The organism is Sphingobacterium sp. 40-24, assembly GCF_001899705.1.
Classification (GTDB): Bacteria; Bacteroidota; Bacteroidia; order Sphingobacteriales; family Sphingobacteriaceae; genus Sphingobacterium; species Sphingobacterium multivorum.
Map to the genome: position 1 here is coordinate 1 of NZ_MKWH01000057.1, position 12,105 is coordinate 12,105.

The 12,105-nt window shown below is 39.4% G+C and carries 8 protein-coding genes and 1 tRNA gene; 5 read left to right on the forward strand and 4 right to left on the reverse strand.

The window, feature by feature from the left end:
• Nucleotides 1-9: 9 nt before the first annotated feature.
• Both BGP15_RS20910 and BGP15_RS20915 read right to left on the reverse strand, forming a co-directional pair.
• Nucleotides 10-82: transfer RNA gene (locus BGP15_RS20910), tRNA-Gly, on the reverse strand.
• A gap of 112 nt (nt 83-194) precedes the next feature.
• Nucleotides 195-683 carry a regulatory protein RecX gene (locus BGP15_RS20915; protein WP_286753194.1) on the reverse strand — a complete coding sequence of 163 codons (489 nt, stop codon included), beginning with the start codon at nt 681-683 and terminating at the stop codon, nt 195-197.
• Nucleotides 684-760: 77 nt separating this feature from the next.
• On the opposite strand from BGP15_RS20915, the gene BGP15_RS20920 reads away from it, so the two are divergent.
• Nucleotides 761-3,202: a bifunctional UDP-N-acetylmuramoyl-tripeptide:D-alanyl-D-alanine ligase/alanine racemase gene (locus BGP15_RS20920; RefSeq protein WP_201638682.1), complete on the forward strand. Its 2,442-nt coding sequence runs from the start codon at nt 761-763 to the stop codon at nt 3,200-3,202.
• Between the two features lie 44 nt (nt 3,203-3,246).
• Entirely contained in the window at nt 3,247-3,846 is a 600-nt protein-coding gene (locus BGP15_RS20925) for a DUF502 domain-containing protein (protein WP_046671757.1), read from the forward strand.
• Nucleotides 3,847-4,008: 162 nt separating this feature from the next.
• On the opposite strand, the gene BGP15_RS20930 is transcribed toward BGP15_RS20925, so the two are convergent.
• Nucleotides 4,009-4,908: a pirin family protein gene (locus BGP15_RS20930; protein WP_046671756.1), complete on the reverse strand. Its 900-nt coding sequence runs from the start codon at nt 4,906-4,908 to the stop codon at nt 4,009-4,011.
• Between the two features lie 45 nt (nt 4,909-4,953).
• Here BGP15_RS20930 and BGP15_RS20935 point away from each other — a divergent pair, with 45 nt between their 5' ends.
• On the forward strand, nt 4,954-5,553 hold the full coding sequence (locus tag BGP15_RS20935; protein ID WP_286770676.1) for a hypothetical protein: 600 nt from the start codon (nt 4,954-4,956) through the stop codon (nt 5,551-5,553).
• Here the strand turns inward: BGP15_RS20935 and BGP15_RS20940 are convergent.
• Complete coding sequence (locus BGP15_RS20940; RefSeq protein WP_286770677.1) at nt 5,550-6,332, reverse strand: Cof-type HAD-IIB family hydrolase; 783 nt, start codon at nt 6,330-6,332, stop codon at nt 5,550-5,552. The genes BGP15_RS20935 and BGP15_RS20940 overlap by 4 nt on opposite strands.
• Nucleotides 6,333-6,891: 559 nt before the next feature.
• Here BGP15_RS20940 and dnaE point away from each other — a divergent pair.
• Together dnaE and trxA are read left to right on the forward strand one after the other, a co-directional pair.
• Nucleotides 6,892-11,310, forward strand: a complete 4,419-nt coding sequence (dnaE, locus tag BGP15_RS20945) for a DNA polymerase III subunit alpha (protein ID WP_204990829.1) — start codon at nt 6,892-6,894, stop codon at nt 11,308-11,310.
• 125 nt (nt 11,311-11,435) lie between these two features.
• Nucleotides 11,436-11,756: a thioredoxin gene (gene trxA, locus BGP15_RS20950; RefSeq protein ID WP_046671752.1), complete on the forward strand. Its 321-nt coding sequence runs from the start codon at nt 11,436-11,438 to the stop codon at nt 11,754-11,756.
• Nucleotides 11,757-12,105: the final 349 nt, after the last annotated feature.

Consider the following 12,105-nt stretch of genomic DNA (forward strand, 5'->3'; position numbering starts at 1 on the left):
AGGCAGGTGAGCGAAAAACGAGATTCGAACTCGCGACCCCAACCTTGGCAAGGTTGTGCTCTACCAGCTGAGCTATTTTCGCATTGGAATTTTATTTCAATTTTCAAAAGAACCTTGCGTTCCTTTTTGGTGATGCAAATATAGAGCGAAAATTCAATATTGCAAAATATTTATTTACTTTCTTTCTGTGTTTTTTATAACTCCTTTGAATTCAGTATAGAAAAAATTAAATCACTCTCAAATCCGCGGGATAGTGCAAACTGATAAACTTTGTTTTTAACTGCATAGCGGTCCTTGCCACTAATTTCACGGAGTTTTTTGTCAATGATGTGATTTAAGATTTGTTCATATTCATCGAGATCGATTTGCTTAAATGCAATTTTTATCAATTGCTCGGATACCCGTTTTGCCTTGAGTGCCTGCTTGATTTTTACTTTGCCCCAGCCTTTCATGCGGAGCTTTCCGTTACAGTAGGCAATAGCAAAGCGTTCTTCATTTAAAAAATTATCGGCGATCAAATTGGCCAAAATATTTTCGACTTCTACTTCGTGTAGTCCCCAGCTGTAGAGCTTATCGCGTACTTCTTGCTGTGCGCGTTCTTGATAGACGCAATAGCTTTCCGCTTTCAACTGTGCCTGATGCTGCGTTAATATCTTCTTATTTCTTTTTTCCTCGTCAAACATATTGTCAAAATTTCAAAAATAATATGAAATAACTAAAAAAATGTTCAGTTTTGACACAATCAAAAAATATCAGGAGAATGTACAAAATATCGGAAATCGCCCAGATTTTACATCCCAATCGCACATTTATCACGGATCCCAATTCTTTTGTCCAGCATTTATTTTACGACAGCCGTAAAATTGTCCAAGCGGACAACGGGATTTTTTTTGCACTTCAGAAGAATAGAGATGGCCACCGTTATATTAGAGAAGCTTATGATAAGGGAGTTCGTAATTTTGTGCTTCAAATCGATAGTGCACAGGAAATGGAGTTTTTGGAGGCTAACATTCTTTGGGTAGCGGATAGCTTGGTCGCTATGCAGGAACTGGCAACTTTTCATCGGCAGAAATTCGATTACCCGGTCATTGGAATCACTGGTAGCAATGGTAAAACGATAGTGAAAGAATGGCTTTTTCAGCTGATGTCTCCTGAATATAAGATCTATAGAAGTCCCAAGAGTTATAACTCTCAGCTCGGTGTGGCACTTTCGTTATGGGGACTATCCGATCAGTATAATCTTGCGCTGATCGAAGCAGGAATTTCAGAGAAAGGAGAAATGCAGCGCCTTGAGCAGATGATAAAACCAACCATAGGACTATTGACCAACATTGGTGTGGCACATAAAGCCGGTTTTAAATCGAAGGAGGAAAAGATTTATGAAAAGCTCGAGTTGTTTAAACATGTTGAAACCATGATTTTTCCGAATACTTACCTAGAAAATGTTCAATTGCCTTATCGGCCACGAAAATTTTCCTGGGGGCTTGATGAGGGGCTTTCTTTGGAGGTGTATTCCATCAAACAGGTCAACGACCGATTTACTATGGTAACCTTCTATTATACCGGGCGCACCTTTGCTGTTGAAGTACCGTTTGTGGATAAAGGAAATGTTGAGAATGCCATAAATTGTGTAGCGGTGATGCTACGTTTTGGTTATGAAAATGAAGTGATCGCATCGAGGATTAAAGAGTTGCAGCCTGTGGCGATGCGTCTTGAGTTAAAAAAAGGAAAAAAGAATAGCTCCATTATCGATGACTCGTATAGTAATGATCTGGATGCTCTACAAATAGCCCTGGAGTTTTTAAATCAACAGGGCCAGCATCCGTTCAAGATGTTGATATTATCGGATATTCCCGGTGTTACTATCGAAGATGAAAAAAGCTTGTCCAAGCTGAGACGTTTGCTTAGTGAGTATCGTTTGGATAAATTGATATTGATAGGTGAAGTGTTGCCTAAATTGGCTGCACAATTTGATGTGCCTTCCATTTCATATAGCGATACTGCTGCTTTTTTGGCCGATATAAGGTCGCTTTCTTTTGAAAATGCGACGGTATTACTGAAAGGAGGACGGGAGTTTCATTTTGAACGTATCAGTCAGCTTTTGGTCGCAAAATCACATGATACAGTGCTTGAAATCAATTTGAATGCACTGGAAAACAATCTAAATGTATACCGCCAGTTGTTACCGAAGCATGTTAAGCTGATGACGATGGTCAAAGCTTTCTCTTACGGCAGTGGAAGTTTCGAGATAGCAAATCTTTTGCAATTTAATCGGGTGGATTATCTGACGGTCGCTTTTGCGGATGAGGGGGTGGATTTGCGCGGTGCAGGAATCACATTGCCTATTGTGGTAATGAGTCCGGATGAAAGTTCTTTTGAGTCCATCGTTCAGTACAACCTTGAACCGGAGATTTATAGCTTTAGAATATTGTTTTCCTTCTTGAATTTTCTGAAAACGAAACAGATAACTTCCTTTCCGATTCATATTAAGATAGATACTGGCATGCATCGGTTGGGTTTTATGCCTGACGAGGTCAATCGTTTAATAGCTGTGTTGCGTACGGAAGCGGTTTTAGAGGTTAAATCTGCCTTTTCCCATTTAGCGTCTGCAGGAAATGAAAAGGACCGGGAATTTACACAGCGACAAATTGATCTGCTGGATGACTTTACGAAACGTCTAGAAAGTGGTCTAGGATATTCCTTTCTACGTCATATTGCAGCAACCTCGGGTATTGAACTGTGGCCGAATGCGTATTTTGATATGGTACGATTGGGGATCGGTCTCTATGGTATCGATATTGAGCGGCATGATTTACCCATTAGGGAGGCGAGTACCTTGAAAACTAATGTGACGCAAATTAAATACCTCCCGGCAAGTGAGACCGTAGGTTATAATAGGCACGGTGTTCTGTATAGAGATAGTAAGATCGCCACGATTAAAATTGGTTATGCGGACGGTTACGATAGGCGTTTTGGTAATGGTGTCGGTAAAATGTTGGTTAACGGTTTTTTAGTCCCTACTATTGGTGATATCTGTATGGATATGTGTATGCTGGATGTAACGGATGTGGAAGTTGGAGAGGAAGATGAAGTTATCGTGTACCCTGATATAAAGTCAGCAGCGAAGGCTATAGGAACGATCCCTTATGAACTGCTGACCAGTATTTCCCAACGCGTAAAAAGAGTATATTTTTATGAATAATAAAGGATATTCTGCATTTTTGAATAATATTTGATTTTCAATTCATGTTTAGCAAATTAATTAGAGGCTTTATTAATTATTTGATAAGAGGTATCCTGGTGGTGGTTCCTCTAGCTGGTGCTATTTTTTTAATAGTTTGGATTGTTGCATCAGTTGATTCGGCATTGAATCTAACTGAACATTTTTTGGAAGATGATAGAGGGCATCCCTTGTATATTCCGGGAATAGGTATTCTGACCGTTATTTTGGTGTTGGTTTTGGCAGGGCTTATTTTTACAAATTTTGTTACAGATCCAATTAAAGTGTGGATTAATCATCAGATCCAGCGGATTCCACTTTTAAATACATTATATTCTTCGATTAAAGATTTTACAGAGGCCTTTGTTGGTGATGCAAAGAAATTTAATGAACCTGTCTTGGTAACGGTGAATGAGTTTGGTCTGAAGAAGATAGGTTTCTTAACGCAACATGATTTAAAAAGCATTGGGCTTGAAGAAGAGGTTATGGTGTATTTTCCATATTCATATTCTTTTGCGGGACAGGTTGTCATTATCAGTGCAGACAAGGTGAAAAAATTAGATATGTCGCCAACAGATGCCATGAAATTGGTTGTTTCCGGTGGTGTGAGCGGGATAGCCCATTAGTACTTCTTTGCAACAGTTGACTTTAAGATTTATTCAATAAAAAGGCTGGAAATTGTCCACAATTTCCAGCCTTTTTGTTTTAGTCTGTTTTGTCCTTCCAATTGTAATCCCGTACGGCAGATACGTTTGCGATTGCCAAGTTTAAATGAAGAAATAGTGCTGCTAAGCTTTTTTCTGCCCTAAAGTTGGATTTACTGGCGGGATTGGAATATAGCCGTCATCTCCAGGAACCTTTGGAAATTCATGTTTTTCCCATTTTTCGCGCGCTATTTTTAATGTTTCAATGTCCGAAGCGACGAAGTTCCAGTCGATATAGCGTTGTTCAGGAAAAGGTTCGCCACCAAAAATGTAGACCGAGGTTCCAGCCTCCATTTTGAATTCACATAGTTTCGCATCTTTGGCAACTAAAATCTGCTTTGGACCGAATTCCTGACCTTCCGCATGAACAGTCCCATGCAGGATATATAATCCACTTTCGCCGTATAGATGATCACCTAGTTTAATAGTTGCATCTTTTTCCGCTTTGATTTCAATAAGGTATAATGGGCTATATACGGGGACCTCGGAACGGTGATCTTTAATTTCTCCTGCAATTAAGCGATAGGATACACCATCTTCGGTCCAATGTGGAAGTTGCGGTTCTTCGATGTGAACAAAATTAGGCTCCATTTTTTCGAGTTCTTTTGGTAGGGCCACCCAAATCTGCAGTCCATGTAGGTCGTGCGGTGTAGATCTCAGCTGCTCGGGGGTTCTTTCGGAATGTGTAACACCCTTACCTGCCGTCATCCAATTGACTGCCCCAGGTTTGATCTCCACGGCATTTCCTAGGCTGTCACGGTGCATAATGCTACCTTCGAATAGATAAGTCAATGTTGATAGCCCGATATGCGGATGTGGTGCAATATCCATAAAGTGCGGTTCGGCAATGTTATCAGGTCCCATGTGGTCGATAAAAATAAAAGGGCCGACCATACGTTTCTGCCTGAAAGGAAGAAGTCGCCCGACTAAGAAATTGCCTATGTCAGCGGCTCTTTCTTCAATAACTATTGCAATATTTGACATAATGTTTCCTTATTTTTGTGTTTCTAATCTACAGCAATTTAAGAAATGTCAAGTATAATCAATCGTTTTTTGGGTAAAAAGAGTGTAAGGAATGAAGAGCTTTTGGCACTGGCGGACAGGTTGTCTTTTAGGAACAGTCAGCTGGATAGTTTTTTGATCGATCAGCATATACAAAGTAATAAAATAGATCCAGCGGACTTTTTTGCTTTTCAAGAACAGTTGCTTAAGCTTCATGTTGATCGATTGGAGTCGATGCAGGTCGAGCTTAGCTTGTTGAACAAATATTTGCAATTGGCTGAACGTTTTCTTCCAGCAGGTTTTACAGTCAAATGGGAAAATAAGCTTCAGTCTCAGGAGGAGATGATGTTGCCGCCGCTCATTCTTTTTCCTGTGGTACAGCATGCTGTTGAGAATGGTTATAATACGATGTCTTCTCATCCTGTACGGATCCGATTATCGGGCTCATCCAAGTTGATTATGCTTGAAGTTAGCTATCGTGTGAACCATTATCTGGAAAGTCAATTTAGCAGTACACTGATACGTGATTTTAGACAGCGATTGGACTATCTTTTTCCGGAAAAACATAATTTGCTGATGAATAGCAACAGCAATACTTCTCGAATAACTTTAACTATCCAACTTTAGATGATATTGAAGTGTTTTAATGCATTCCAAATACCATTTTCATCAACACTGTCTGTTATATAATCTGCAATTTCCTTTACCTCGGGATTTGCATTACCCATAGCAATTCCAATATGGGTGTGCGCTAGCATGGTAATATCATTTCCGCCATCGCCAAATGACATAGTTTCTTCCAAGGTAAAGTTGAAATGATCTAAAAAAACATCTATTCCAATTTTTTTGCTTTGCCCCATCGGATTGACATCCGCAAAAATGGGCGTCCATCTCGAAGCAACTGAATTTGGCATCACATTTTCCATGAATTCAGCTTCTTCTTTAGGATTGATGAAAACATTGACCTGCATAACGGAGTCCAGATCAAAATCCTTTTCGTAATCCCGAATAGGTGGTGTCGGCACATTGACCTGTTCGTACATTCGTTGTACCTCAGGTGTAACCTGGTTTAAGGAAATTTCCTTTTCGGACATAAATGAAAAAGTCAGGTCCTCACGCTTTTTAGCATAATCCAATAAGGAGCGAATGTCTTTTTGAGGGATGTTATTTTTATAAATGACTTCCTGTTCCTTTGTGACGCAATACCCGCCATTGAAGGTGATATATCCATCAAAATCGAGGTAACGAATATGTCCCAGCTGATTGTAGGATCGTCCTGTTGAAACAAATACCTTGATGTTTTTTTCTTTTAATAATTGAAATGCCTGTTGAGTAGATTCGGGAACCTGATGTGTTTTGAAACTTAGCAAAGTTCCATCGATGTCAAAAAAGATCGCTTTAATCATGGATTTTTGGGTCAAAACCAAATATACTAAATACTTAGGATAGTGTAACTATTACAATATTAAATCTGAGGCGTTTTATCTCCTACAGACCATGAGAATTTTACCACATTGGTGGAAGAAAGGTGAATGTCAAATTTGTAATTAAAAGGAAATAAAACCTGAAATAAAAGGGACTTAATAGGTAGATTATAGGGCTTCATCCGAATGAGGTCCCTATGAGGTCCCTATAAAGTCCCTATTAGATACGTATTAAATGTGTTGTTAATTTGATATAAACTTGGCTCCTTCAATATATACGAAAAAAAGAGGCCGGGGGCTTTACGATTTGGTTTGATATTTACTCATGGGATACACATAAAAAAAGAAGATTGAGGAGTTTATGATGTTATTTCTTGTTGAAGCGGAACCGGTAGGCGGTATCGTGTGGCGCTAGATTTTCTTTAGTGGATTTTCGCAAAAATCTGACATAATCTTCTCTAATAATTTCGTAAATTTCAAGTTCATAAAAATGTAAATTGTCTTGCATTTAATGTGTTGTATTAAAGAGGGTTAGAATTTTATGTATATTATTTTCGATACGGAAACGACGGGTTTGCCTAAGCGTTGGGACGCACCAATTACCGATACGGACAATTGGCCTCGCTGTATTCAATTGGCTTGGCAGATTCATGATGAGATGGGAAATTTGGTCGAACATCACGATTTCTTGATTAAGCCAGATGGATTTGATATACCCTATGACTCTGAAAAAATACACGGCATATCGACTGCATTGGCAGAAGAGCAGGGATTGCCGCTCCAGGAGGTCTTAGAGAAATTCAATGTGGCATTGAATAAAGCCAAGTTTGTTGTTGGACAAAATATTGGTTTTGATTTGAATATCATGGGCTGTGAATTTTACCGTTATGGTGTTACGTCCAATATGGCTAATATGCCTGTATTGGATACCTGTACGGAAGTAACAGCTGAACTTCTGAAAATTCCAGGCGGTCGTGGTGGACGCTTTAAACTACCCAATTTGACTGAGTTGCATTCCTATTTATTTGGAGTGCCATTTGCTGAGGCACATAATGCAACAGCCGACGTTGAAGCGACAACACGTTGTTTTCTGGAGCTTGTAAGAAGAGAGGTATTCACTGCCGAAGAACTTCAGGTCGATACGGGCTACTTTGTCGATTTTAAAACCAACAATCCGGGGCCTATACCCACTGTTGGACTGAAACATATCAACCTAAAAGCAGCTTCTGATGAAATTAGAAAACGGTCTCAGCCAGATGAAGTCAAGGTTGTCGTTGATGCGGACGCGTTAGCAGCTTTAAAGGATGCCAAATTTGCCCATTTACATAACCACTCTCAGTTTTCGATCCTGCAGTCGACGATGTCGTACGATAAGTTAGTTTCGGCAGCGGTGAAGGATAATATGCCTGCTGTTGCATTAACGGACCACGGAAATATGATGGGGGCTTTTGAGTTTGTCTCTCGTGTTATAAGTCATAATAAAGAAGTTGAAGCGCAAAATGCGGAGGCAGTTGAGAATGGAGAGGAGCCTACTGGTCAGCTTTTAAAGCCAATTGTTGGTTGTGAATTTTTTGTTTGTGAAAACCACAAAGATAAGTCGAGGAAGGATAATGGTTATCAGATTGTGTTATTGGCGAAAAATAAACGGGGGTACCATAATTTGGCCAAACTGGCTTCTTTTGCTTATACCGCGGGCTTCTATTATGTGCCGCGGATTGATAAAGATCTTATTCTTCAATACAAGGAAGATGTTATCGCTTTGTCAGGTAACCTACAAGGCGAGGTGCCGAATAAAATACTGAATATAGGTGAGAGTCAGGCCGAAGAGGCTTTGCTGTGGTGGAAAGAACAATTTGGGGATGATTTTTACCTGGAATTAATGCGTCATGGTCAGGAAGATGAGGATCGTGTAAATCAAACCTTGCTTAAATTTTCCCGCAAATATCAGGTCAAAGTTGTTGCGACCAATAATACATATTACGAGAAGAAAGGCGATGCACATGCGCATGATATTTTGCTCTGTGTGAAAGATGGTGAAAAGCTATCGACTCCAAAAGGTAGGGGACGTGGATTCCGTTTTGGTTTACCCAATCAGGAATATTATTTCAAATCTTCAGATGAAATGAAGGCCCTTTTTAAAGATTTGCCCGAAGCGATTCTAAATATTCAGGAGATTGTCGATAAGGTAGAGATATTTAAGTTAAACCGCGATGTCCTATTACCTAAATTTGATATTCCTGAGGAATTTCAGGTGGAAGCCGATCTTGAAGATGGGGGAAAACGTGGTGAAAATAAATACCTGGCGCATCTTTGTTATGTGGGGGCTGAGAAGCGTTATGAGGAAATAACAGATGATATTCGCGAACGTCTTGACTTTGAGTTGGCTACCATTGAGAAAACGGGGTATCCAGGTTACTTTTTGATTGTTCAGGATTTTATAGCGGCGGCCCGGGATATGGGAGTTTCCGTGGGGCCGGGACGGGGATCTGCTGCTGGTTCGGCAGTAGCTTATTGTTTGGGAATTACCAATATCGATCCGATTAAATATGACTTGCTTTTTGAGCGTTTCTTAAATCCCGACCGTGTGTCCATGCCTGATATTGATATCGATTTTGATGACGAGGGACGTGGACGTGTCATGCAATATGTAATCAATAAATATGGTGCTAGTCAAGTTGCCCAGATTATTACCTATGGTACAATGGCAGCAAAGTCATCCATCAAAGATACAGCGCGTGTATTGGACTTACCTTTGGGTGATGCCAATGAAATTGCCAAGCTGATTCCGAACCTTAAATTATCCAAGATTTTTACTTTAGATGATGCCGGTTTAAAGGAAAAGCTAAGGACTGAGGAAATTGAAGCCGTCAATAGATTGAAATCTATTGCGGATGGTGCTGGATTGGAAGCGGAAACGATCAGACAGGCCCGGGTTTTGGAGGGTTCTGTACGAAATACAGGTATCCATGCCTGTGGTGTTATTATTACACCAGACGATATTACTAATTTCGTTCCTGTTTCTTTGGCAAAAGACTCTGATCTTTATGTGACGCAGTTCGATAACCACGTTGTTGAAAGTGCCGGTTTGCTGAAAATGGACTTTTTGGGTTTAAAGACACTGACACTGATTAAAGATACGGTTGAAAATGTCAAATTAAGTCATGGTATTGTGCTGGATCCGGATCAGTTTCCGATCGACGATGAGCTTACGTATGAGCTCTTTCAGCGTGGAGAAACCATAGGGGTGTTCCAGTATGAATCTCCTGGAATGCAGAAATACATGCGCGACCTTAAGCCGACAGTATTTGCCGATTTGATTGCGATGAATGCACTCTATCGTCCGGGACCAATCGAATATATTCCAAGTTTTATTAAGCGTAAGCACGGTATAGACCCCATTGTTTACGATTTGGATGCTTGTGAGGAATACCTCAAGGAAACCTACGGTATTACAGTCTACCAGGAGCAGGTTATGCTCTTGTCCCAGAAGCTTGCGGGATTTTCAAAAGGTGATGCCGATGTCTTGCGTAAGGCTATGGGTAAGAAGCAAAAGGCTGTACTCGATAAGATGAAGCCGAAGTTTGTTTCGCAGGCAGAGGAGAAAGGGCATAATGCAAAAGTTCTGGAGAAGATTTGGACCGACTGGGAAGCTTTTGCGAGTTATGCATTTAATAAATCCCACTCGACCTGTTATGCTTGGGTTGCTTATCAGACCGCTTATTTAAAAGCGCATTTTCCTGCGGAATACATGGCTGCGGTACTTTCCAATAACATGAATGATATCAAGCAGGTGACATTCTTTATGGAGGAATGTAAACGAATGGGCTTGCAGGTATTGGGGCCAGATGTGAATGAATCCTATTATAAGTTTACGGTAAATGAATCTGGAGCTATTCGTTTTGGAATAGGTGCGGTGAAAGGTGTTGGGGCAGGAGCGGTAGACGCTATCGTGCAAACACGGCAATCAGGATTGTATAAATCTGTTTTTGATATGGCTAAACGAATCGATCTTCGTGCGGTCAACAAGAAAGCTTTTGAGAGTCTGGCTTATGCTGGAGGCTTTGATAGTTTTGAGAATACGCACCGTGCACAATATTTTCATTCGGATGAAAATTCAACAGGAATGGAAAAGGCGATCCGATTTGGCCAGCGCTTTAAGGAAAATGAAAGTTCGGCCCAAGCGAGCTTGTTTGGTGTAGGAGGGGCTGCAGAATTGCCTGAGCCGGTTTTGGCGCCATGTCCGCAATGGGGATTGATTGAAAAGCTTAAATATGAAAAAGATGTTATCGGTATTTATCTGACCAGTCACCCCTTGGATACCTACCGGTTTGAGATTGAACATTTTTGTCAGAATTCGGTGTCAGATTTGGCCTTGATCAATAAGGTTAAGGCGGCAGAGGTCGATGAAGAGACTTTGCTTGAGTTTAATCGGATCAAGAACAAAGAATTGGTGATTGGTGGTATTATCGCATCGGCAAACCATCGATTGACGAAGACGGGTAAGCCTTTTGCGTCATTTATCATCGAGGATTATAGTGATTCTTATGATATGGCAGTTTTCGGTGAAGAATATGTCAAGTTGAAGGGATATTTGCAAGAGGGATATTTTGTGCAATTGCGGGGTTTGGTACAGGAGCGTTTCAGACAGGTTGGAAATTGGGGCTTTGAGCTACGCAGTGTGCAGTTGCTTTCGGATCTTCGTGAGAAGATGGCGAAGAGTTTTACGATCAATATTCCTTTACCTAAGTTGAACGAAGCATTTCTTGATGGTATCAAGGATATACTGGCGCAAAATGAGATCGAGGGAGTTGTGCCAAATTGTCAATTAAAGTTTAAAATCTGGGATCCCCAAGATGAAATATCTGTCGAAATGCCAGCTAAAAGTCTGAAAATAAACCTAACAAATGAATTTTTGGACTGTATAGATAAGTTTGAAGGGATAAATTACCGATTGAATTAGTTTGGATTAGAATTTGTGTAATTAAGATTACAAATACATTGGTAGTAGTTACTATCTTTGTTTTATTGATTTTAGCAATTAAATAGTATTATAGATATAACTTCGGTTTATAAAATTAAAAGATTATGGCATTAGAAATTACAGATAGCAACTTTGAAGAAGTTGTCTTAAAAGCAGACAAACCAGTATTAATCGATTTTTGGGCAGAGTGGTGTGGTCCTTGCCGTATGGTAGGTCCTGTGGTTGAAGAATTGGCTAAGGATTATGAAGGTAAAGCTGTTGTAGGAAAAGTGAATGTAGATGAAAATCCAGAAATTTCTGTTCGTTATGGCATTCGTAATATTCCAGCTTTATTGTTCTTTAAAAATGGAGAAATCGTTGATAAACAAATTGGGGCTGTTCCAAAATCAGTATTGAACGAGAAATTGGAAAAACAATTAGCATAATTTAGCGAAGAAATTAAAAAAAAATAGCCTGAAACACAATGTTTCAGGTTATTTTTTTTAATTTTTTACTGTTTTTATCTTGTTTTTACGATTTTTTGTTTGTTTTTATACTGATTTTATTTTTTTATAGTGTTTTTTTGATATTATATGCTTGTTATTTCATGTTTTTTTTTGAGTTTTACTGATTTTTCTATCGATATTTTTGTTTTTTTAAGTTATTTGTGTTTTTTTTAGAAAAAAAATGAATTTAATTTGTAAAAATGAATATTTTTTGCTTCTTTTGAGTATTGAAATTGAGTTTCGAAAATAATTTGTTCCGATTTTCTTGATTTTGATAGTTTTTTTATGA

Bases quoted from the DNA above. Each gene is read 5' to 3' on its own strand.
- trxA (WP_046671752.1), top strand. From the start codon at position 11,436: ATGGCATTAGAAATTACAGATAGCAACTTTGAAGAAGTTGTCTTAAAA.
- dnaE (WP_204990829.1), top strand. From the start codon at position 6,892: ATGTATATTATTTTCGATACGGAAACGACGGGTTTGCCTAAGCGTTGG.
- BGP15_RS20925 (WP_046671757.1), top strand. From the start codon at position 3,247: ATGTTTAGCAAATTAATTAGAGGCTTTATTAATTATTTGATAAGAGGT.
- BGP15_RS20935 (WP_286770676.1), top strand. From the start codon at position 4,954: ATGTCAAGTATAATCAATCGTTTTTTGGGTAAAAAGAGTGTAAGGAAT.
- BGP15_RS20940 (WP_286770677.1), bottom strand. From the start codon at position 6,332: ATGATTAAAGCGATCTTTTTTGACATCGATGGAACTTTGCTAAGTTTC.
- BGP15_RS20920 (WP_201638682.1), top strand. From the start codon at position 761: ATGTACAAAATATCGGAAATCGCCCAGATTTTACATCCCAATCGCACA.
- BGP15_RS20915 (WP_286753194.1), bottom strand. From the start codon at position 683: ATGTTTGACGAGGAAAAAAGAAATAAGAAGATATTAACGCAGCATCAG.
- BGP15_RS20930 (WP_046671756.1), bottom strand. From the start codon at position 4,908: ATGTCAAATATTGCAATAGTTATTGAAGAAAGAGCCGCTGACATAGGC.